23 protein-coding genes are annotated in these 22,930 nt (G+C 43.3%); 18 read left to right on the top strand and 5 right to left on the bottom strand.

The genetic code is table 11. The features are described from left to right. Nucleotides 1–50: 50 nt before the first annotated feature. On the bottom strand, nt 51–290 hold the full coding sequence (locus ACTNBR_RS09020; RefSeq protein WP_427820581.1) for a TIGR03905 family TSCPD domain-containing protein: 240 nt from the start codon (nt 288–290) through the stop codon (nt 51–53). Between the two features lie 145 nt (nt 291–435). On the opposite strand from ACTNBR_RS09020, the gene ACTNBR_RS09015 reads away from it, so the two are divergent. Together ACTNBR_RS09015 and ACTNBR_RS09010 are read left to right on the top strand one after the other, a co-directional pair. Further along, entirely contained in the window at nt 436–1,128 is a 693-nt protein-coding gene (locus tag ACTNBR_RS09015) for a 5'-methylthioadenosine/adenosylhomocysteine nucleosidase (RefSeq protein WP_427820580.1), read from the top strand. A gap of 126 nt (nt 1,129–1,254) precedes the next feature. Beyond that, nucleotides 1,255–2,337: a hypothetical protein gene (locus ACTNBR_RS09010; RefSeq protein WP_441017807.1), complete on the top strand. Its 1,083-nt coding sequence runs from the start codon at nt 1,255–1,257 to the stop codon at nt 2,335–2,337. A gap of 181 nt (nt 2,338–2,518) precedes the next feature. On the opposite strand, the gene ACTNBR_RS09005 is transcribed toward ACTNBR_RS09010, so the two are convergent. Next, nucleotides 2,519–2,704: a hypothetical protein gene (locus tag ACTNBR_RS09005; protein ID WP_427805952.1), complete on the bottom strand. Its 186-nt coding sequence runs from the start codon at nt 2,702–2,704 to the stop codon at nt 2,519–2,521. A 204-nt stretch (nt 2,705–2,908) separates the two neighbouring features. Here ACTNBR_RS09005 and ACTNBR_RS09000 point away from each other — a divergent pair, with 204 nt between their 5' ends. The 14 genes from ACTNBR_RS09000 to ACTNBR_RS08935 all read left to right on the top strand — a co-directional run bounded on the left by ACTNBR_RS09000 (nt 2,909) and on the right by ACTNBR_RS08935 (nt 19,196). Then, nucleotides 2,909–3,949 carry an ABC transporter ATP-binding protein gene (locus tag ACTNBR_RS09000; protein WP_441017809.1) on the top strand — a complete coding sequence of 347 codons (1,041 nt, stop codon included), beginning with the start codon at nt 2,909–2,911 and terminating at the stop codon, nt 3,947–3,949. Beyond that, nucleotides 3,933–4,799 (top strand): ABC transporter permease, encoded by an 867-nt coding sequence (locus tag ACTNBR_RS08995; RefSeq protein ID WP_427820646.1) that lies wholly within the window; start codon nt 3,933–3,935, stop codon nt 4,797–4,799. The genes ACTNBR_RS09000 and ACTNBR_RS08995 overlap by 17 nt, the downstream gene beginning before the upstream one ends. Before the next feature lie 12 nt (nt 4,800–4,811). Next, nucleotides 4,812–6,263 carry a Gldg family protein gene (locus ACTNBR_RS08990; protein WP_441017811.1) on the top strand — a complete coding sequence of 484 codons (1,452 nt, stop codon included), beginning with the start codon at nt 4,812–4,814 and terminating at the stop codon, nt 6,261–6,263. A gap of 12 nt (nt 6,264–6,275) precedes the next feature. Next, nucleotides 6,276–7,238 (top strand): DUF4340 domain-containing protein, encoded by a 963-nt coding sequence (locus ACTNBR_RS08985; protein ID WP_427805948.1) that lies wholly within the window; start codon nt 6,276–6,278, stop codon nt 7,236–7,238. 140 nt (nt 7,239–7,378) lie between these two features. Next, a complete protein-coding gene (locus ACTNBR_RS08980; RefSeq protein ID WP_441017813.1) occupies nt 7,379–8,788 on the top strand; it encodes an aminotransferase class I/II-fold pyridoxal phosphate-dependent enzyme in 1,410 nt (469 codons plus the stop codon). After that, nucleotides 8,781–9,377: a guanylate kinase gene (locus ACTNBR_RS08975; RefSeq protein ID WP_427805946.1), complete on the top strand. Its 597-nt coding sequence runs from the start codon at nt 8,781–8,783 to the stop codon at nt 9,375–9,377. The genes ACTNBR_RS08980 and ACTNBR_RS08975 overlap by 8 nt, the downstream gene beginning before the upstream one ends. A gap of 69 nt (nt 9,378–9,446) precedes the next feature. Then, on the top strand, nt 9,447–10,436 hold the full coding sequence (gene holB, locus ACTNBR_RS08970; RefSeq protein ID WP_427805945.1) for a DNA polymerase III subunit delta': 990 nt from the start codon (nt 9,447–9,449) through the stop codon (nt 10,434–10,436). A gap of 3 nt (nt 10,437–10,439) precedes the next feature. After that, nucleotides 10,440–11,351, top strand: coding sequence for a PSP1 domain-containing protein (locus ACTNBR_RS08965; RefSeq protein ID WP_427820651.1), 912 nt, complete (start codon nt 10,440–10,442; stop codon nt 11,349–11,351). Then, nucleotides 11,341–12,102, top strand: coding sequence for a tRNA1(Val) (adenine(37)-N6)-methyltransferase (locus ACTNBR_RS08960; protein ID WP_427805943.1), 762 nt, complete (start codon nt 11,341–11,343; stop codon nt 12,100–12,102). Before ACTNBR_RS08965 ends, ACTNBR_RS08960 begins: the two co-directional genes overlap by 11 nt. Before the next feature lie 15 nt (nt 12,103–12,117). Further along, complete coding sequence (gene rsmI, locus ACTNBR_RS08955) at nt 12,118–12,957, top strand: 16S rRNA (cytidine(1402)-2'-O)-methyltransferase (protein ID WP_427805942.1); 840 nt, start codon at nt 12,118–12,120, stop codon at nt 12,955–12,957. Between the two features lie 148 nt (nt 12,958–13,105). Continuing rightward, nucleotides 13,106–14,218: an ABC transporter ATP-binding protein gene (locus ACTNBR_RS08950; protein ID WP_427820652.1), complete on the top strand. Its 1,113-nt coding sequence runs from the start codon at nt 13,106–13,108 to the stop codon at nt 14,216–14,218. Nucleotides 14,219–14,564: 346 nt separating this feature from the next. Continuing rightward, the gene (locus ACTNBR_RS08945; protein WP_441017815.1) at nt 14,565–17,237 is read left to right on the top strand and encodes a cation-translocating P-type ATPase; all 2,673 of its coding nucleotides are present in this window, start codon (nt 14,565–14,567) and stop codon (nt 17,235–17,237) included. Nucleotides 17,238–17,280: 43 nt separating this feature from the next. After that, the gene (locus ACTNBR_RS08940) at nt 17,281–18,513 is read left to right on the top strand and encodes an AI-2E family transporter (RefSeq protein ID WP_320812949.1); all 1,233 of its coding nucleotides are present in this window, start codon (nt 17,281–17,283) and stop codon (nt 18,511–18,513) included. 95 nt (nt 18,514–18,608) lie between these two features. Further along, nucleotides 18,609–19,196 carry a nucleoside recognition protein gene (locus ACTNBR_RS08935; RefSeq protein WP_441017817.1) on the top strand — a complete coding sequence of 196 codons (588 nt, stop codon included), beginning with the start codon at nt 18,609–18,611 and terminating at the stop codon, nt 19,194–19,196. Between the two features lie 16 nt (nt 19,197–19,212). Here the strand turns inward: ACTNBR_RS08935 and ACTNBR_RS08930 are convergent, their stop codons facing one another. The 3 genes from ACTNBR_RS08930 to ACTNBR_RS08920 form a co-directional block, all read right to left on the bottom strand. Continuing rightward, nucleotides 19,213–20,253, bottom strand: a complete 1,041-nt coding sequence (locus ACTNBR_RS08930; RefSeq protein WP_441017819.1) for a sensor histidine kinase — start codon at nt 20,251–20,253, stop codon at nt 19,213–19,215. 288 nt (nt 20,254–20,541) lie between these two features. After that, nucleotides 20,542–21,249 (bottom strand): LytR/AlgR family response regulator transcription factor, encoded by a 708-nt coding sequence (locus tag ACTNBR_RS08925; RefSeq protein ID WP_441042698.1) that lies wholly within the window; start codon nt 21,247–21,249, stop codon nt 20,542–20,544. Between the two features lie 107 nt (nt 21,250–21,356). Then, nucleotides 21,357–21,707, bottom strand: coding sequence for a helix-turn-helix domain-containing protein (locus ACTNBR_RS08920; protein ID WP_441017823.1), 351 nt, complete (start codon nt 21,705–21,707; stop codon nt 21,357–21,359). A 261-nt stretch (nt 21,708–21,968) separates the two neighbouring features. On the opposite strand from ACTNBR_RS08920, the gene ACTNBR_RS08915 reads away from it, so the two are divergent. Both ACTNBR_RS08915 and ACTNBR_RS08910 read left to right on the top strand, forming a co-directional pair. Beyond that, nucleotides 21,969–22,160, top strand: coding sequence for a cyclic lactone autoinducer peptide (locus ACTNBR_RS08915; RefSeq protein ID WP_441017825.1), 192 nt, complete (start codon nt 21,969–21,971; stop codon nt 22,158–22,160). Further along, a complete protein-coding gene (locus ACTNBR_RS08910) occupies nt 22,129–22,773 on the top strand; it encodes an accessory gene regulator B family protein (protein ID WP_441017827.1) in 645 nt (214 codons plus the stop codon). Before ACTNBR_RS08915 ends, ACTNBR_RS08910 begins: the two co-directional genes overlap by 32 nt. Nucleotides 22,774–22,930 lie beyond the last annotated feature (157 nt).

The following is a 22,930-nucleotide window of genomic DNA, read 5'->3' as shown; positions in this document are numbered from 1 at the left end:
CTTCAGAACAAAGACCTGGATTTTTTAATAACCGGAATTAAGGTTCATTATTAACGAAGCGTTTTTAAAGCCTGTGCAAGCTGATCCGGGCAGGATGTTGATTTCATTCCACAGCGGATTCCATCCAGACGGGAAATGGCTTCATCTACCGTCATGCCCTCTACAAGGCGTGCAATGCCTTGTAGATTTCCTGAACATCCCTTTGTAAATGCAACATTGTGAATTCGTTTCTCATCATCTACTTCGATGTGAATTAGCTGCGAACATACGCCATGCGGTTTGTAATCCATGTCATAGACCTCCTGATAATCTTTCTCTGAGTGGATTATAGCAGAAGGAAGAAAAAAAAGCTAGGTTTATATTCGGAAATTTGCTATAATACAACCATGTCATAAAATCAGAAGGTATAACAACAGAATTTGGAGGAAATAGAACATGATAGGCATTATCGGTGCAATGGAAGAAGAAGTTGCCCATTTAAAAGAGGCAATGCAGGTGGAGAAAACAGTAGAGCGTGCAGCAATGACCTTTGTTAAGGGAAAGCTGGACGGAAAGGATGTTGTGGTGGTGCGCAGCGGAATCGGGAAAGTAAATGCGGGAATCTGCGCGCAGATTCTGGCCGATCTTTTTGAAGTAGATACGCTCATCAATACAGGAGTTGCGGGATCTCTGGATGCGGCGATCGATATCGGAGATATTGTAATTTCAACAGATGCTGTACAGCACGATATGGATGTCAGTGCACTGGGAGATCCGGTAGGACAGATCCCGCGTATGGATACATTTGCATTCCCTGCCGATGAGAGACTGGTACAGCTTGCTGTTCAGGCGAATGAGGAGGCGAATCCGGATATTCATACATTTACCGGAAGAGTAGTGAGCGGAGATCAGTTTGTATCGGACGGGGCTGTTAAAGAACGGCTTGTGACACAGTTTCAGGCAAAATGTACGGAGATGGAAGGAGCTGCGATTGCGCAGGCGGCTTACCTCAACAAAATTTCGTGTGTCATTATTCGGGCTATTTCGGACAAAGCTGACAACAGTTCGACGATGGATTATGCTGCATTTGAAAAGCAGGCGATCACCCATACGGTAAGGCTTGTGCGGAATTTGATGGGTAAAGTTTAACAGATGAAGAGGCAGATTCTGACATCTCGGCATTTAGGAATGTCGGAATATGAAGAACGATTATAGAGTCCAATTCCTGAGATTTACGCTATAATGGTGGCAAATCAAAGAAGGAGGACTCTTTTTATGTTAGAGAGGATCGTAACACAGCAAGTGTTTTTCTACTTCGTCGGCGCTGTGATTGCTATTGGAGTTCTTGCAAAGATTATCGCCGGCATTTCGTTAAAACGTCTGGTTAAGGCGGCAAGTAACATGGGAAAGAGTAATCATGCACTGATGAAGCTTGTGAGAGCAAAATTTGAGCATGCATGTATGATCAGTGATAAAGTGCAGAATGTGCGGGCATTTGTGGACAAGTATGTATATGAGTACAAAGTGCTAGGACTCAGACTGCATTCATGGCGTCAGCTTGAGAGAACAGCAATCTGGCTCTGTGGTCTTTTGAGTCTTGCCGGTGCAGGTATGGTATATTATGTGAAAGGACCTGATACGATCATGTATCAGTACATGATTCTTGGCTCTGTCGGTATGCTGGCGTTATTCTTGCTCCATATCACTTCAGATGAACGCTATCAGCTCGAGGTGGCAAAAACTTATATGGTAGATTTCCTGGAAAATACATATGCTCATCGTTATACAAAAGGTCCCCGGAAAGAATTTCAGGTTACCGTACAGCGTGCAATGGAGGAACGGGAAAATGTTCCGCCGCAGAGAGAACCGATTTCAGATCCGGGAAATATGCCCGGACAGATGCCGCGGCAGCCGATACCCGGAGGTGAACCGCGTCCGCAGCCTGTGCCCGTAGTTGATCCGCAGCCTGCTCCATACGTCACGCCACAGCCTCAGCAGGTTCCGGTGACGGAGCCGCAGGCATATACCATGACCGGGCAGCAGTCACCGAATGCATCAGAAGAAAATGCAGAAAAGGGGAAGAAAGGGAAAGCACCGTTCGGGCACGGATTAAAGAAGAAAAAGGAAAAAGCAGAGACGGTGGCGGCTTCAGGAAATGCGTACGCGGCGGAGAACTACCCACAGCCGGAATCGCAAAATACAAGGTATGATTACGAACAGTATGGAATGCAGAGTATGAGGAGAGAATATATGCCGGAGCAGGAGCGTGGGTATGCGAAAGCACCGGTGACAAATGAAACAGGAGAGTTGGAGAAGGAGGCGAGAATCCGGGAAATCCTGGAAGAATTCCTCGCTTAATAATAGATTGAAAAAGAGCTGATTGTTCATAAAAAACGATCAGCTCTCTTTGCGTAAACTCAAAGATATTTCAGGTATCGTAAAGATTCGGCACTATAGCCGAATCTGCATAACATCAACTTCAAGTTCCCATAAAAACTTATCCAGATCTTTATAGGACAGGAAAACAGTTGCCGTATTTTCAAGAGGATGAATGCCGCTTGCCCTTGGAATCCCTGAGGAACAGGTTCTTGCACAGGATCCCTTTTGCAGGAAGACCAAGGCGGTCCATATCTTCCATTGTATAAACGGGTTCATGTTCGACAACTTCATACTTAATATTCAATTTTTTTAACATATCATAAATGCGCTGCTTTTGATCTCCCATTGCCATATCTCCTTTGCATTTTATTTTCTATCATTATAGGCGAAAGCGTCTGGTATGTGAAGACACACAAAAATCACAATTCTCATGCAAAACTTTCACAGTTATTCCTTATACTGGCTCTTATGCAATCAGAAAAATCCGGTGGTATCCGGGCAGTTTGAAGCATAAGCTGAGAAAGATAGAAAAAAGCTAGGAGGGAACGTGTTGATTGAAGTAAGGAATCTTGTAAAGAGATATGGGACACATCTGGCCGTGGACCATTTGAGTTTTACAGTAGAGAAGGGGCAGATATACGGATTTCTGGGACCGAATGGCGCCGGGAAATCGACCACGATGAACATTATGACAGGATATCTGGGGGCAACCGAAGGGGAAGTCCTGATTAACGGGCATAATATTCTGGAAGAACCGGAAGAGGCGAAGAAATGCATCGGATACTTGCCGGAAATGCCGCCTCTTTATCTGGAGATGCGGGTCCGCGAGTATATGGATTTTGCGGCGGAGTTGAAGAAGATACCGAAGAAAGAGCGGAAAAGTGCAGTGGAACAGGCGATGAAGATGGTGAAACTTACAGATGTAGAGAATCGTCTGATCAAGAACCTGTCAAAAGGATATAAGCAGAGAGTCGGACTGGCACAGGCAATTCTGGGATTCCCGGAAATCATCATTCTGGACGAACCGACGGTCGGACTGGATCCGAAGCAGATCATTGAAATTCGCGAACTGATCCGTGAGTTGGCAAAGAAGCATACCGTTATATTAAGTTCCCATATTCTGGCGGAGATTCAGGAGGTCTGTGATTATATCATGATCATCTCCGGAGGAAAGCTTGTGGCGAGTGATACACCGGAAAATCTGGAGAAACTCCTTGAAGGACAGCGGTCGGTTGAAATTCTTGCAAAAGGAACGGAAGATAAGGTAAGGATGATTCTGAAGTCGATTCCTGAGGTGAAAAGCGCAGACGTAAAACCGGGGGAAGAAGGCGGAACGACAAAGGCAAGTGTGATTCCTACAGAAAATCAGGATATCCGTGAGAATGTGTTCCGTGCATTTGCCGGTGCGGATTGCCCGCTCCTGATGCTATATCACAGCAGGACAACACTGGAAGATGTATTCCTTGAATTGACTCAAAAAGAGAGTGCCGCCGTGGAACAAGCCAGGACAAAGAGCGATGTAGAAGAACTATGGGATGAAGAAGAACTGTATGAAGGAGAGGAGGAATCGGGCGATGACGGCGATTTATAAAAGAGAACTAAAATCCTATTTCCAATCCATGACAGGATATGTACTTACCGCATTCATGGTCGTGTTTACCGGGATTTATTTTATGGCGTATAATCTGAATTCGGGGTATCCGTATTTTTCGTATGTTTTGCTGAGTATTAATTATATATTGATTATTATCGTACCGCTTTTGACTATGCGTTCCTTTGCGGAGGAAAGAAAGAGCAGGACAGATCAGATGCTTTTGTCTGCACCGGTGAGTCTGACAGAAGTAGTACTGGGGAAATATCTGGCGATGATTACTGTATTTGCAGTACCATGCGTAATATTCTGCACATTTCCGTTGATTATCAAAAGCTTTGGGACGGCCTATCTGAAAGTGGATTATTTATCAATTTTAATGTTTTTCCTGATGGGATGTGTATACATATCAATCGGAATGTTCCTTTCATCCCTCACAGAGAGCCAGATTATCGCGGCTGTCACAACCTTTGGCGCGCTGCTTCTGGTTTATCTTTGGGGAGGACTGACTCAGTTCCTTCCAACATCCAAGACCAGTGGTATGATCGGGATGGTGATTCTTCTGACGATCGTGGCAGCAGTTATTTATCAGATGACGAAAAACTGGATGATTTCCGGTATTGTAGAAGTTATCGGCGTAGCCATAGTCGTGGCTCTCAGTTTTGTAAAGGCGGAACTGTTTGAGAATCTTCTGGTCAATCTGATGGAGAAATTATATATTACGGAAGTGTTTGAGAATATAGCGGTAAATCGTCTGTTTGATGTAAGTGGACTTGTGATGTATCTGACCGTGATTGCAGTGTTTGTTTTTTTTACGATGCAGTCCATTCAGAAAAGACGTTGGAGTTAGGAGAGGTGAGACATGGAAAAGATTAAGAAAATGTTCAAAAGTGTATCCTCCAAAAATGGTGCGTATAGTGTAGGCCTTACCGTACTGGTTCTGGTGATTGCGGTGCTGGTCAATCTTGTGGCCGGTCAGCTTCCGGAAAGTATGAGAAATATTGACATCAGTGACAACGGAATCTACGAGATCAGTGAGGTCTCGGAAGAAATTCTGGACGAACTGGATAAAGAGGTGAAGCTGACGGTCGTGGCGGATCTGGATTCTGTCGATCAAAGAATTGAGACATTTGTAAAGAAATATGCGGCTTTATCGAAGAAGATCGACCTGGAATGGATCGATAGTGTACAGCATCCTTCCGCTTTGCAGAAGTATAATACAGAGGGCGACATCATCAACGTAGAGTGTGAAGAAACAGGAAAGAGCACGCAGATTGCCTTTGACGATATTATCAAATATGATGAATACACATATTATATGTCCGGACAGCTTAGTGAGACGGAATTCGATGGAGAAGGACAACTTACAAGCGCAATCGGATATGTGACCAGTACCGAGACTAAGAAAATCTATCGCACCAGCGGACACGGTGAGGCGACGTTTTCTACATCGGTAAATGAATTGTTTTCCAAGAATAATCTGGAGACATCCGAGATCAATCTGAGTATGAATGCGCAGATTCCGGAGGACTGTGATCTTTTGTTCCTCTATGCGCCATCTTCTGATATTACGGATGATGAAAAGACGCTGATAGAGGATTATCTCGCGGATGGAGGCAACGTGTATCTGATTCTGGGTACGGATGAAGTGGATCTGCCGAACCTGGAAGCGATTATGGCAGATTATGGGCTGGGACGTGCGGATGGTTATATTGCGGATATGCAGAGATGCTATCAGAATAATTATTATGCGATCTTCCCGCAGCTTACATTGACCGGTGACCTGGGGCAGGGAATTAAAAATGAGATGGTTCTGCTCTTGAATTCGCATGGACTGGAAAAACTGGATACAGAAGACGACGCACTGACGGTGTCAACATTTATGGAAACATCAACGCAAAGCTATGCGGTGCGGGAAGACGGAGAGACGGAAGGACAGTACATTCTGGGAGCAGTTGCAAAGAAGACCTGCGATACCGGAGATGAAGATACGAATGAAGATGAGGAGGATGCCGGTTCCGGGGATACAGAAGAATCGGAGGTTTCCCGGTTAACAGTCGTCGCTTCGGATTCTCTGATCAGTTCGGATATTACCGATCAGCTCACAACACTGGATAACCTGACACTGTTTGTGAATTCTGTCATGAACAATTTTGATGATGTGGAAAATGTTGCAATTGAAGCGAAGAGTCTGAGTGTGGAGCAGAACACACCGGTTCATGCAGGAATGATCAGTCTGATCATCATATTTGTGATTCCGATTGCGATTCTTGTGATTGGATTTGTGACATGGATGCGCAGGAGAAAATCATAGGGAGGACTGTATATGAAGAAAAAGCAGAAAACATTTGCAATTCTTACAGGAGTGATTGTGATTCTGTTACTGGCATTCTTTGGAATGAAGTATGTAAATCATGCGAATGAAGAGAAGGAAGAGCAGAAAAAAGAGGAGGAAAAAATCCAGGTTCTGAAGGCAGACAGTCTGAATGCGATGACATATGCAGATGCAGAAGGAAACAGTATGGCATTCGAGAAGGAAGAAGGGGTCTGGAAGTTCAGTGAAGATCCGGTGATCGAGCTCCAGGAGGATGTGATGCTGGATATGGAAAATGCTTTTTCGGACATTCAGGCGATCAAAGAGATCAGCTCGCCCGATGAATTATCAGATTATGGGTTCGATGCGGTGACATACCGCCTTTCCGTCACAGAGGAAGATGGAACGGAACATGAGTATCTGTTTGGAAATACAACAGGGGAGCAGATTTATTTTATGGAGGAGAACGGAGAAAATGTCTACACAGTTTCTTCAGAACTGACTTCCCAGATGTTGTGGAACCTGGCTGATATTGCCGAGAAAGACAGTTTTATTCAGATTATTGCAGATCATTTTGTCAAAGAGGTGATTACGGCACCGGATGGAACACAAACGGTGTATGAAGCAGTGGAAGAAACAGAAGATTCGGAAGATGAGACAGAACAGTCGGATGATGCAGAAGAAAATAATCCGGTTGAGAAAGTTGCAAATGGAATTGCCGGAATGTATTTTACCGATTGTGTCGATTATCATGTGACAGATGAGACAAAAGCCGGGTATGGTCTGGATGAGGCGTCCAGAACGAAGGTGGAAGTGACTTACAAAGACTCGCAGGACGGAGAAAAAGAGAAGACGGTGATCTTCTATGTGGGGAAAGAAGATGAGGACGGCTCATATTATTATGTTCAGCTTGACGGTTCCATCCGGGTAAACCGGGTTCTTTCCGATAGCATTAAGACCATTCTCCCGGAATAGAAATTTATATCGTTTGTTGTAATTCCATTTTAAAACCGCTATACTAAGAACTGGACTTGGTATAGCGGTTTGTTGCGCTATGATATGAGAGGTTGGCGGAACACACAAAAAAGTGGTTCTGCAGGAAATATGGAGGACGCATGAAACGATTATATGACAGATTAGAAGAATACTCCCGGCAGGATTATTATGGCTTTCATATGCCCGGGCATAAAAGAAATACAGAAATTCTGGGAGTGGATCTGCCGTATGCGATTGACATTACCGAGATAGACGGGTTCGACGATCTGCATCATGCCGATGGGATTCTGAAGGAAGCGCAGGAAAGAGCGGCATCCGTATTTGGGGCGGATGAGACACATTTTCTGGTAAATGGAAGTACAGTGGGAATTCTGAGTGGAATTCTGGGAAGTACAAAGAAGGGCGATAAGATCCTGGTGGCACGTCATTGTCACAAGTCGGTTCATCATGCTATCTATTTAAATGAATTGAGACCGAGGTACCTCTATCCGGATTTTGACGGTGAAAAACACTGGAATGGAGAAATCCGCGCGGAAGATGTCAGAAAAGCACTCGAAGAAGAGCCGGACATACGGGCGGTCGTTGTGGTCTCTCCGAATTATGATGGGGTGGTTTCAGACATCAGGGAGATTGCACGGATCGTGCACGAAAAGGGAATTTCTCTGATTGTGGACGAGGCGCACGGAGCACATTTTGGCTTTCACCCGTATTTCCCGGAGCGGTCAAATGGACTGGGAGCCGATGTGGTGATCCAGAGTCTTCATAAGACGCTGCCATCCTTGACCCAGACGGCACTTCTTCATATGAACGGACCGATTGCAAACAGAGAACGGATACGGCGTTATCTGGATATGCTGCAGAGCAGCAGCCCCTCTTATGTCTTCATGGCGAGTATGGATGCATGCATTGATTTTGTGGCAGGGGAGGAAGGTGCGAGGGCATTTCATATTTATGCCGAACGCCTTGCGGAAACCAGAAATAAACTTGCCTCTTTGCGCTTTCTGAGACTTCTGGAATCCGATCATTATGATCCGTCCAAAATCGTAATTTCGGTTTCAAAAGCGAATCTGACGAGCCATGAGTTATATGAGAAACTTTTGCGTGACTATCATTTGCAAATGGAAATGGTGGCAGGGACGTATTTGATTGCCATGACATCGGTCGCCGATACGAAGGAAGGCCTGGACCGTCTGGTGAAGGCACTATTAGAGATTGACGGGGAATTGGAAGAGCCGAAGTGTTGTGCAGAGATTTCCGGTGAGCTTCCGCGGCAGGAGCAGGTGTTTACACCGTTTGAAATTGCCGAAAAGAACGAACAGGGACTGGGAGAAAGTATTTCCTGGAGACAGAGTGAAGGAAGAGTCTCTATGGAATATGCGTATCTCTATCCGCCGGGAAGTCCGGTCATTGTGCCGGGCGAGCGAATCAGCAGAGAGGCGGTGGAGCTTCTTGCATTTTATGAAGAACAGAAATTTCAGATAGAAGGAATTCAGGAAAAAGGAAGAATCAGGGTGCTGAAAAATGAGTAATATATATTATCTGATGGGAAAAAGTTCATCCGGAAAGGATACCATTTACAAAAGAATCAAAGAATTGCATCCGGAACTGAAAACGGTCACGATTTACACGACCCGCCCGATCCGTGAGGGGGAGAAGAACGGGAAAGAATACTATTTCGTAAATGAAGAGAAATTGCAGCAGTTACTGGATGATGGGAAAGTGATTGAGCTGCGCACCTATGACACCGTTCATGGTCCCTGGAACTATTTTACTGTGGATGACGGACAGTTTGATCAGGATACGGCAGATTATCTTATGATCGGGACACTGGAATCCTATCAGAAGATGAGAGAATATTTTGGCGAAGAAAGAATAGTGCCACTCTATATCGAAGTGGAGGACGGGGAACGTCTGATGCGTGCACTTACCAGAGAGAGAATGCAGAAAGAGCCGAAATATGCGGAAATGTGCAGACGCTTCCTTGCAGATACCGAGGATTTCTCGGAAGAGAATCTGAAAGCGGTGGGAATTACCGAACGGTTTGAAAATCGGGAACTTGAGGAAACGGTAAGAAAAATTTCAGAAAGAATTCAGCAGAAAACAGGCGAATTAGGCTAGGTATTCCGCTGAAATTATGATACAATAACAGGTAGTTACGGGAATTTATACATTAAAGAAGGTGAAGCTATGTCAGGTTTTAAAGATGTCGTTGGACATACTGAGATTATTGAATATATGAAAAATGCAGTGAAGCAGGATAAAGTGTCTCACGCTTATATTTTAAATGGACCGAAAGGGTCAGGAAAGAAGCTGCTGGCGAAGCTTTTTGCCCAGGAACTTCAGTGTGAGAACAATGGGGATGAGCCGTGTAATAAATGTCATTCCTGTCGTCAGGCCATGAGTGGCAATCATCCGGATATTATCCGTGTGACCCATGAAAAACCGAATTCCATCAGTGTAGATGAGATCCGTGTACAGATCAATGAAGATATTCAGGTGAAGCCGTACAACGGGAAATATAAGATTTATATCGTACCGGATGCAGATCTGATGACGGTACAGGCACAGAATGCATTGTTAAAGACGATCGAGGAACCGCCGTCTTATGCGGTGATCTTCCTGCTTACGGAGAATGCAGACAGCCTGCTCCCGACGATCTGTTCCAGATGTGTTATGCTGAAGCTTCGCAATATCAAGGATAAACTGGTGAAAAAGTATCTGATGGAGACGCTGGAGATTCCGGATTACAAAGCGGATGTCTGCACGGCATTTGCACAGGGCAATGTGGGAAGGGCCATTATGCTGGCAAACTCAGAGCATTTTAATGAGATCAAGGAAGAAGCAATCCAGCTTTTGAAGAACATTGATACGATGGAAGTCAGCGACCTGGTCGAGGCGGTTAAGCGGATTACCGCGTATAAGATCGAGATCAATGACTATCTGGATATCCTGATGATCTGGTATCGGGATGTATTGATCTACAAAGCAACGAAGAATATTGACAGAGTGATTTTTAGCGAACAGCTTGATTATATCAAGGAACGCGCGAAGAAAAGCTCCTATGAAGGGATAGAAACGATTTTGAATGCGCTGGAGAAGGCGAAAACACGTCTGAAAGCGAATGTGAACTTTGACCTGGTAATGGAGCTTCTGTTATTGACGATAAAGGAGAATTAGCCGATGACAAAAGTAATAGGAGTCCGTTTCAGGGCTGCAGGGAAAATTTATTTTTTTGCTCCGGGCAAGCTGCAGATTCAGCGCGGGGATCAGGTAATCGTGGAGACGGCACGGGGAGTGGAATTTGGAAATGTCGTGATGGGACCGAAGGAAATCCCCGATGAGGAGATCACCCAGCCGCTCAAGACGGTGATCCGCGTTGCAACAGACGAAGACCGGAGAACCGAAGAGAAGAACCGGAAAAAAGAAAAAGAAGCATTCAACATCTGTCTTGAGAAGATTCAGAAGCATGGACTGGAAATGAAGCTGATCGATGCGGAATACACATTTGACAATAATAAAGTTCTGTTTTATTTTACAGCTGACGGAAGAATCGACTTCCGTGAACTGGTCAAGGATCTGGCGGCGGTGTTCCGTACGAGGATCGAATTAAGACAGATCGGGGTACGTGACGAGACGAAGATCCGCGGAGGAATCGGAATCTGCGGGCGTGAGCTTTGCTGCCACACTTACCTGTCTGAATTTGCACCGGTATCGATTAAGATGGCGAAGGAACAGAATCTGTCGCTGAATCCATCAAAGATCTCAGGCGTATGCGGCAGGCTGATGTGCTGTCTGACGAACGAGGAAGAGACCTACGAAGAACTGAACAGCCGCCTCCCGGCAGTGGGAGATACCGTGACGACCAGTGACGGACTGCGGGGAGAGGTACACTCATTGAGTGTCTTAAGACAGCAGGTAAAGGTGATTGTAAACCTGGATAACGACGAGAAGGAGATCCGGGATTATAAGGTCAGCGAACTGAAGTTCCGGCCGAGAAAGCGTAAGAATGATGTGAAGCTGACGAAACAGGAGATGAAAGAGCTTGCGGCTCTGGAAAAGGGTGAAGGAGCGTCAAAATTAGATGACAACTAATCTGAAACAGGGGGAACGGCTCGACGATTTACAGATAAAAGGATATGAGATCATACAGCATCCGGGAAGGTTCTGCTTTGGGATGGATGCGGTTCTTCTCAGTGCATTTGCAAAGATAAAAGCGGGAGAATGTGTTCTTGATCTTGGGACAGGAACGGGAATTCTCCCGATTCTTTTCGCTGCAAAGACAGAAGGCAGGCATTTTACCGGGCTGGAGATCCAGGAGGAGAGTGCGGATATGGCGAGAAGAAGCGTACAGCACAATCACCTGGAAGAACGGGTGGAAATCGTAACCGGTGATATTAAGGAAGCATCGATGATCTTCGGGCCGTCATCGATGGATGTGGTGAGTACAAATCCACCGTATATGATCGGCGGACACGGACTGGCAAATCCGAAAAGCGAGAAAGCGATCGCACGCCACGAGGTACTGTGTACACTGGATGACATTATCCGGGAAAGTACAAAAGTATTGAAACCGGGCGGACGATTTTACATGGTTCACAGGCCGTTTCGGCTTGCTGAGATTCTGTCCAAAATGACAGAAACGGGATTGGAGCCCAAAAGGATGCGCCTGGTATATCCATACATAGATAAGGAACCAAATATGGTTTTGATTGAAGGAATCCGGGGTGCGAAGCCCAGAATGACGATCGAACCGCCGCTGATCGTTTACAAAAAAGATGGAACATATACACAGGAAGTACTGGAACACTATGGAATGGACGGCTTGGGAAATAACGGCAGGTAACGGAAAGGAGAGCGTATGGCGGGAACATTATATTTGTGTGCGACACCCATCGGCAATCTGGAAGATATGACGTTCCGGGTGATCCGGACATTGAAGGAAGTAGATCTGATCGCAGCAGAAGATACGAGGAACAGCATCAAGCTGCTGAATCATTTTGAGATTAAGACACCGATGACCAGTTACCATGAATACAATAAAATCGAAAAGGGACAAAAGCTGGTGGATAAACTGCTGGAAGGACAGAACATAGCATTGATTACAGATGCAGGTACGCCGGGAATCTCGGATCCGGGAGAAGAACTGGTGAAGATGTGCTATGAAGCCGGGATTACAGTGACTTCACTTCCGGGTGCGGCCGCATGTATTACTGCGCTCACGATATCCGGATTGTCAACCAGAAGATTTGCTTTTGAGGCATTTCTGCCATCCGATAAAAAAGAGCGTCAGGAAGTTCTGGCGGAACTGGCAGAAGAAACCAGAACCATGATCATTTACGAGGCACCGCACCGCCTGGTGAAGACCTTGAAGGAACTGGGGCAGGTTCTGGGAGAAGACCGCCGGCTGACTGTATGCAGAGAACTTACGAAGAAGCACGAAACAGCATTTACCACAACATTTGCCGAAGCAGTCTCTTATTATGAAGAAAATGAGCCAAAGGGAGAATGCGTGCTGGTTGCAGAGGGAAAAAGCCGTGAAATGATACGACGTGAAGAACAAGGGAAATGGGAGCAGATGAGCATTCCGGAGCATATGGAGTATTATCTGAACCAGGGAATGGAGAAGAAAGAGGCTATGAAATGCGTCGCAAAGGACAGAGGGATCGGCAAACGTGACGTATATAAGGCACTTTTGTAGTTTCGTCAATTTGTACACCTTGTTTATAAAACTTTGTTCAACCCGAACATAGACCAGAAACGATTTTTTTACTATACTAAATGACAGATAGAGAAAACGGCTGAGCCGTAATAAAAAGTAATCAAAACATTTTAGGAGGAAAGAACCAATGGCAAGTTTATCATTAAAACATATCAACAAAACTTATCCAAACGGATTTGAGGCAGTTAAAGATTTCAACCTTGAAATCGAAGATAAAGAATTTATCATCTTTGTAGGACCGTCAGGATGTGGAAAATCCACAACACTTCGTATGATCGCAGGTCTGGAAGACATCTCAAGCGGTGAATTAAAGATTGGTGATAAAGTAGTGAACGATGTAGAACCAAAAGACAGAGATATCGCAATGGTATTCCAGAACTACGCTCTGTATCCACATATGACTGTATATGATAACATGGCATTTGGTCTTAAATTAAGAAAAGTTCCGAAACCGGAAATTGATAAAATGGTTCGTGAAGCGGCAAGAATCCTTGACCTGGAAAGCCTGCTTGATCGTAAACCGAAAGCATTATCAGGTGGACAGAGACAGCGTGTTGCTATGGGACGTGCTATCGTTCGTAACCCGAAAGTATTCCTTATGGATGAGCCTCTTTCAAACCTGGATGCTAAGCTTCGTGGACAGATGCGTATTGAGATCTCTAAATTACATCAGAGATTAGGTACAACCATCATCTACGTAACACATGACCAGACAGAAGCTATGACACTGGGAACCAGAATCGTAGTTATGAACGCAGGTGTTGTTCAGCAGGTAGATACTCCACAGGTATTATACGATACCCCGTGCAACCTGTTCGTAGCAGGATTCATCGGATCTCCGCAGATGAACTTCGTAGATGCTGTATGTAAAGTAAAAGGCGACAAAGTATACCTTCAGGCTGGTCCTTCTGATATCGAACTTCCGGCTGCAAAAGCTAAAAAGCTTATCGATGGCGGATATGATGGAAAGACAGTTGTTCTCGGAATCCGTCCGGAAGATGTACATGACGAACCAGAATTTATCGCAAAATCTCAGGGTACTCTGATTGAAGCTACAATCCGTGTATACGAAATGCTTGGTGCAGAAGTTTACTTACACTTCGATTACGAAGGAGCAAGCATGACTGCAAGAGTTGATCCTAGAACAACAGCAAGAACAGGCGATACTGTTAAATTTGCTTTGGATGCAGACAAGATTCATGTATTCGATAAAGAAACAGAAAAGACAATCACAAACTAAGAATGTGTAATCCGCAAGAGACATATCCCATTTTAGATATGTCTCTTGTTTTTTGCCATGTGTACGCCAAACAGATCCGGTGGAATTTTTTTAATCTTTCAAATTTCCGAAAATGATTGACAAAATAATAGAATCTGATTATTATAACTAATAAGTAAAAGGGAGTAACCTACGTTTGTCATGAATGCGTTTACGATATCGTCAATACGATGGAACCCATCCGGTATCGTGAGAAAACGGTGAGACTTTTATTGCAGGAAGAAGTATGCAATGAAAGTCTTTTCTTTTTATCTTTTTGCATAGTGTCTTCTGAATTGTAAATACTTGGAAGTAGGAGGAAAACACGATGAAAGAAATTTACCAGCTAACAGCTGCTGAGGTGCAGGAGAGAGTGAACAGCCATCCGGACGGACTATCCAAAACGGAAGTAGAACAAAGTCGTGAGAGATCAGGATGGAACGAACTGACGGAAGGGAAGAGGAAGAGTGTACTGCAGATTTTTCTGGAGCAATACAAAGATTTCCTTGTATTTATATTGATCATATCTGCGATTATATCCGGAATTTTAGGAGATATGGAGAGTGCGATTGTAATTCTGGTGGTCATTACGATCAATGCGATCCTCGGAACGGTACAGACGCTGAAAGCGGAACAGTCCCTGCAAAGCTTGAAGAAACTTTCGGGTCCGGAGGCGAAAGTCATGCGTGACGGCGCGGTCGCCCCGATCCCGGTCCGGGAACTTGTCGTGGGAGATCTCGTGATGCTGGAGGCAGGGGACTATGTCCCGGCGGACGGAAGAATTCTGGAAAATGCAAGCCTCAAGATCGATGAAAGTGCGCTCACAGGGGAGAGCCTTGGAGTGGAGAAGCAGGAAGATGTCATTGAAAACGAAGTTCCTCTGGGAGATCGGACCAACATGGTGTTTTCGGGAAGCTATGTCACATACGGGCGTGGAAGCTTTGTCGTGACGGATGTGGGAATGCAGACCGAGGTCGGGAAAATCGCCGGTTTGCTGAAAAATGCTTCCGAGAAAAAGACACCGCTTCAAGTGAATCTGGATCAGTTTGGGCAGAAGCTATCCATTATTATTTTAGTGTTCTGTGCCATTTTATTCGGAATCAGTGTTTTGCGGGGAGAGAATATCGGAAATGCATTTCTCTTTGCCGTTGCACTCGCGGTTGCCGCTATTCCCGAAGCGCTCAGTTCTATTGTAACGATTGTGCTTTCCTTTGGAACACAGAAAATGGCTAAAGAGCATGCAATCATCCGTAAACTTCAGGCAGTTGAAGGATTGGGCAGTGTGTCCGTGATCTGTTCTGATAAAACAGGAACCTTGACACAGAATAAAATGACCGTGGAAGATTATTATGTGGATGCCAGAAGAATCCGCGCTGCAGAGGTGGATCTGAATGATACACTGCAGAGACAGCTTTTGCGGTATAGTATCCTTTGTAATGATTCAACGAATGAAGACGGAATTGAGATTGGCGATCCCACAGAGACAGCGCTCATTAATATAGGAAGTGCACTGGGAATCGAGGCAGCCAAAGAGAGGGCACAGTATCCGAGACTTTCTGAAATTCCGTTTGACAGTGACAGAAAATTGATGTCTACGTTGCATTTGATGGAAAATCAGCAGGGAGAGCAAGTGTACCGCATGGCTGTGAAAGGTGCGGTGGACGTGATCCTTGACCGTGCCAGCCGGATCCAGACGGCAGACGGTGTCCGGGAAATTAATGCCAAGGACATAGAAAAGATTGAAAAACAGAATCGGGATTTCTCCGGAGAGGGACTCCGTGTTCTGGGATTTGCATACCGGGACATTCCGTTAGAAGATGGCGGCAAGTTGGGCGAAAGCCTTGCGAATAAACAGGCTCCGGTATTACAAATGGAAGATGAGCAGGATCTGGTATTTCAGGGAATGATCGCGATGATGGATCCGCCGAGAGAAGAATCCATGGAAGCAGTCGCAGAATGTATCAAAGCAGGGATCCGACCAGTCATGATTACTGGGGATCATAAGATTACTGCAGCGGCAATCGCAAAACGCATCGGCATTTTAAAGGATTTTTCAGAGGCATGTGAGGGTGCAGTGATTGATGGAATGACGGATGAAGAACTGAGAGAATTTGTTCCGCAGATTTCGGTTTACGCCCGCGTTTCACCGGAGCACAAGATAAGGATTGTCCGCGCATGGCAGGAGCGAGGCAATATTGTTGCCATGACCGGTGACGGAGTCAATGACGCACCGGCTCTGAAACAGGCGGATATCGGTGTTGCGATGGGAATAACCGGAACCGAAGTGGCCAAAGATGCGGCGGCGATGGTGCTGACAGATGATAATTTTGCAACCATTGTAAAAGCGGTGGAAAACGGACGGAATGTCTATCGAAACATTAAGAATTCGATTCAGTTCCTCCTGTCCGGCAATTTTGGCGCGATTCTTACCGTACTTTTTGCTTCGCTGGCAGCACTTCCGGTGCCGTTTGAACCGGTTCATCTTCTCTTTATCAACCTGCTGACTGACAGCCTTCCGGCAATCGCATTGGGACTGGAACCGCACAGCAGAGATGTGATGGAAGAAAAGCCTCGCCCGATGAATGAATCCATTCTGACAAAAGCATTTTTGGGCAAGATAGGTCTGGAAGGCCTGGTGATCGGAGTGATGACAACCATCGGTTTTCTGTTGGGATACCGTCAGGGCGGAGCTGCACTCGGAAGCACGTTCGCATTTGGAACATTGTGCCTGTCAAGGCTCGTTCACGGATTCAACTGTAAATCAGATGATATGATTTTGTTCAGCAAAAAGCTGTTTAATAATAAATATCTGATTGGTGCATTCGGAATCGGTTTTGTTTTCATTACAGCAGTCCTGATGATACCGGGACTTCACAATGTGTTCAAGGTGGTGACGCTGGATGGCGGGCAGTTCCTGACCGTCTGTGGACTGGCGATCCTGAATCTTCCGGTGATTCAGGTGCTGAGGGCAGTGAGAAAAGGTTGGAGAAAGCAGAAATAATAGGAAGAATTACAGAAAGAAATGCAGGAGGAGCGTGGCGTAAATGGATTGGAGTCAGGAAACACTTCGAAAAATAAGAGGATTGATTGTATTTACGATTTTGATTATGGTTGGACTCTGGAATTTCGATAAAGTTTTAGAGATTGTGGGAGTGATATGGGGACTTGTGTTTCCGTTTGTACTTGGAGGTGCAATTGCATTTATCATCAATGTCCCGATGAGCTTCATCGAAGCGAAAATGTTCGGAAAAAATAAGGAAGACAGAGGAAAAGCGGCGAAGAAGCTGGCAAGGCCGGTCAGTCTCGTATTAACAATTGCGATTGTTGTCGGTCTGATCGTACTTGTGATGTTTGTTCTTGTACCGCAGTTGGGGGATACATTTTCCAGCCTGGGAAGCAGCATTGCAGCGTTCATTCCGAAACTGCAGGAATGGGTCGGGAATTTTACGAATAACAATCCGGATGTGATGAAATGGGTGGATCAGATTGAATTTAATCCGGATAAGATGATCAGCTGGCTAATGGGAATGCTTGGAAACGGAGCCGGAAATGTGATGAATACGACATTTAATGCGGTGAGTAATCTTGTCGGTGGCGTGGCCAAATTCTTTATTGCGTTTTCATTTGCCTGTTATGTTCTCTTTCAGAAGGAAAAACTGCATGTACAGGTCAGAAAGGTATTTTTTGCATTTATTCCCAAAAGGAAAGCGGAGGCGGCACTGGAGATATGCTCACTGACCTATAAGATCTTTTCCAATTTTCTGACAGGGCAATGTCTGGAAGCGATCATTCTGGGATGCATGTTTGTGGTGACGATGACGATTCTTAGAATGCCGTATGCACTTCTGATCGGAATTATTATTGCCTTCACCGCACTGATCCCGATTTTTGGTGCATTTATCGGATGTGCCCTGGGAGCTTTTATGATTTTTATGGTAAATCCAAGGCAAGCGGTTGTTTTTGTTATTATGTTCCTGGTGCTTCAGCAGATAGAAGGAAATCTGATCTACCCGCACGTTGTTGGAAATTCTGTGGGACTTCCGTCGATTTGGGTGCTGGCAGCAGTCAGCATCGGTGGAAATCTGATGGGGGTTGTCGGAATGTTGATCTTTATCCCGATTGTTTCGGTTATCTATACATTATTCCGGGAAATTGTGTATCTCAAGCTTAAGAAACAGAAGATCAAAAATGTGACGGCGCAGACTGTGGAGGAATATTCGGAGGAAGAAGTTCAGAAAATGCAGGAGATCTTTGAAGCGGAGCATGCGGAAGATTAAGAAGAAACAATCTGGGTATTTGAAGAAGAACTATAAGTGAAATATTGAAAAGGTTCCGCATATCTATTAGAGAGAAGCTTTTTCAGGTGAAATAAATGCTGAACTATTTATGGGCGGGCATGATTATTATGGGAATCATATTTGCCGCATTTACCGGGAAAATGGCAGATGTCACAAATGCCGCACTGGATTCCTCTAAAGAGGCAGTCACCCTGTGTATCACGATGATGGGAGTGATGTCGTTCTGGGTAGGCATCATGGAAATCGCGAAAAAAGGTGGGATCATGGAAGCTGCAGCGAAGAAAATGAGACCACTCATACGGTTTCTGTTCCCAGAATTACCCGAAGGACATCCCGCGGAAGAACATATAACAAGTAACATCATTGCCAATGTCCTCGGCCTCGGATGGGCCGCGACCCCCGCAGGCCTGAAAGCTATGGAGGAGCTTGGAAAACTGAATCATGGAAGTACATCGGCCAGCAACGCTATGTGTAACTTCCTCATTCTGAATATCTCGTCCCTTCAACTGATCCCGGTCAATGTGATCGCCTTCCGCAGCCAGTACGGAAGTGTGGAGCCCACGGCAATCGTGGGAGCAGGGATTGTGGCGACGACGATCAGCACAGTAACGGCGATTATATTCTGTAAGATGATGGATCGGAAAAAGACCCGGAGGGTGTGAAACTCTCCGGGATTTTTTACTTTTCTTCCTTTGAATTTGTCAGTGTAATAACGGTAGAAAAAATATGATTTTGCTCATCGTAGGAAAATTCGTAGTTTCCTTCATATTTTTTCACTACACGGAGAACACTTTTTAGTCCAGTACCGTGAATGCCATTTGGAGATTTTTGCGTTTTTAAACGGCCTTTTGTATCTATGGCTGGTTTCTGCATACACGAGTTTTTCACAGACAGCAGAAGTAGATTATGAGACTTTGAAAAACCAGCATATACTTCGATAAAAGAGTCCGGACAGCCAGTAGCGGCTTCTACTGCATTATCAAGCAGGTTACAGAAAAGGGAAATCATGTCGTATTCATCCATAAACGACAAGGCCTGCTTTCGGATATCGATATCCAATGTAATATGAAGATGATCACATTTTTGCAAATAACGGTTGAAAACAGCGTTCAGGAAGTCATTCTCGCAAACACGCATAGAAACCTTGAGTTGAGAAGAATGAGTAAGTTTTTCTATGTAGTCGCTGATTTTTTGATTTTCATGTTCATTATTTAATAAAGAAATTGCATAAAGGTGCTTCTTGATATCGTGAATCACAAGCTTCTGGGCATCTGTTTGTTCAGCCAGCATCTGATAAAAATGGACCAGATCGGATTCCTTTTGTATTTGTAGATGCATTTGTGTAAACTCCTCATTTTTTCGCTGGGTGTAGGAGAAGAGGAAGTAGATGAAGATATTGACTATCAAAAGCAAAAGGCTGCTAAATGCCATTAAGTATCCAAAATGAGAAGGTAATTCAACATAATATCCGATAACTAATAATGTAGAAGTAATTCCAAAGCATAAAAAAGAAATTAAAATAAATGCGATAGAAATATTAGGCGGGATATTAGAAGGCTTCGGTTTATATATACGGGACAGGCCATATAATACCAAGAAATATAATTGTTTACTTACAACACCTAAAAGTATGACATTTTGCAGGCTGTCATTGGAAGTATAGAGGTGCAGTGCAAGCTGATGAAAAGCATTTGAGACCATGAATTCACTTAATCCCATAATGGTAGTTACCATAACTGCATGAAAAAGGGTATAGTACCATCGTAGATTATAAGAAAATAAAATATAAATCCAATTAATTAAGCAAAAGGCAAAAACATTAAGGAGAACATTTCTTGCAAAGGAGAGTAGAAATAAAATCATATAAAGCAAGAAAAGAACACTCCATTGCTTTGCTGCCGAGCGCCTTGGCACAAATAATGAGTTACAATATTGCTTCAAAATGCAAGCTTCTATACAGTAAATGAGAAAATAGAATAGAGAAATCAACATAGTAGTTTAGGTCCTTTATTTAGTGCTATCTAGATATAATAAATAAGTGTTTTTAAATAATGTATATTTTCTTCGGGTTAAGTAAGCTTGAAAGCGGTTATCGTATAAATAAACTGTGTCGTGAGTAAAGTGACACACATATTTAAGATTGATGAGATAACTTTTATGTGTTTGGAAAAAAGATAATCCATCTAATTTATTCACCCAGTAATTCATAGAATGAATAGACCTGTAAGAGCCATTAGTTGTATAAACAGTTATCTTGCGGTCACGAGCTTCAACAAAAATAATATCATGGGTATAAACAGTATAAACTTCAGATTTTGTTTCAATTGCTATCTGGAGAGTTTGAGCATTATAAATGCGAAGAGCATCTTTTAAGTTGCGAAAAAGACGTAACTTGTCTATGGGTTTATTTAAGTACCGGAACACATGAATTTCCATTGCACTGTCGAGATATTCCATAAAAGAAGTAACGATAAAAATAATAACATGCGGATTTAATTCTTTTAATTTGGCAGCGGTGGTAATTCCACTCATCCCCGGCATTTCAATATCGAGAAACACAATGTCAGGATGCTGCTGACTTGACAGAAGAGTTTCACCTGAGCAGCAGGGAATAAGGGTAGGACATTTTAATTTGTTTTTTTTGAAATATTCCTGAATATAGGTAGAAAGCTGGCTGATGATATTTTCGTCATCGTCGCATATAAAAATATTCATAATATCCAAACCTTTCTGTATCATATAGATTTATTTTACATAAATTTTTTCAAAATAGCAATCAAAAAGCGTAGACCAATGAAGAGTCATTTTATCTACGCTTAGTTTTATAATACATGTCGGTTATTCCAGTTTTTGCGATTCCTTTTGATCAAAAGTTCTATAATATTACGAGCTAAGAGGACATCTTCCTCGGTGCAGAGTCTTAAACTTGCAAGAATGTCCTGGGAAATATCATTTGTATGCATATTTCCTAATAATAGATAATCAGGGGTTACATTTAATAATTCGCATATATTTAAGAGAAGCTCCAGACTGGGTTTTTCTCTTCCATTCTCGACAGATGACAAATGATTATTGGAAATATTTAGTTTTTCTGCAAGTTCATTTTGCTTAATATTTAGTTCTTTCCTTCTTAGTTTAATTCTTTTCCCGATAGATTTATATTGCACATCCATAATATCACATCCTTGATTTATTCTAACAATTTTAAAGACGAAATCGAAGAATGTATTACAGAATAAATCTGCAATACATAAATAAATGAAATATAAAATTACTAAATAGCATATAAAATTCTGTTGAATATTATTTTTTTAGACTGTTTGTTATATTTTGACCAAAAAAATAGAAAAACTTGCTTTAGAGTCAAAAGTCAACATTTTAAGAATAAAATCTGATAGGATAAAGTCAGAATTCAAAACGAGGAGTTGGTAATTATGAGACAAAATAATTTGAATGAGAGAATTTCACAGAGGATAAAAGAGTGTTTGGATCAAGTGTTACAAATTGAGGCAAATACCTCGTCATGTGCATATATTTTTCAACCTAAAGAACCGGAACAATTGAAGAAATTTAAAGGACAGAGAAGATATAAAAATGAGAAAAAGAATCGTGACTTGGATGATTGATAGTGGGAGCATAGACGAAAAAGAAAGGGAACTTTATGAATATGCAATTCAAAGCTTGAAGCTACTAATCATGCCAGTTTTCTACGCAGTATTTATGGGATGGATACTACAGGAATGGAGGATTACAGCCTCTTTCGTTTTTATATTTGCTATAGTACGAAAATTCAGTGGAGGTTATCATGCTAAAACAGAATTACGGTGTACTTTCTTTTCCCTTTTATCGATTTTTGCGGGGGTTGAATCTGTAAGAATGATAGTGCCAGGATTAGGTTTGAGAATTGCTTTCTTTATTTCTGTATTAATTATTTTAATGTCTAGTCCTCTTGATTCACCGAATAAAAGGATAGATACAAATGAAAAAAAATATATTTGTAAAATAGTAATTATTATAGAAGCAATTATATGTGTAATAGTTTGGGCTCTAGAAAATAGTAAATATGAGGATTATATGAAAAGTATCATGGTAGCAAATATATTTGTTGCATTGTTTCAAGTAGTTCAAATAATAATCAATATATTACAAAAAAGTTCGTTTTATGCATGCGTAGTTGATGCATATGGCGCGTCCCAACGGCCGGTTTTGCGGAGCAAAACGGCCGAAATGCGAAGCTGAACAGCCGTTAGGCTTTGATTGATACAGAAATCTCTAGGATAATATATTCATTCATCTATCAGATGAAAATATATTTCTTAGGAGGATGATGTATGCTGGACTACAAAAACATCATTATCAAACGTTATGCGCTTTCCATGTCAGGAAGTGAAATTGC

It is taken from the genome of Bariatricus sp. HCP28S3_F11, from assembly GCF_052065395.1.
Lineage (GTDB): Bacteria > Bacillota > Clostridia > Lachnospirales > Lachnospiraceae > Allocoprococcus.
Note: the sequence above shows the minus strand (reverse complement) of the source record. Positions and strands in the feature narration are given on the sequence as shown.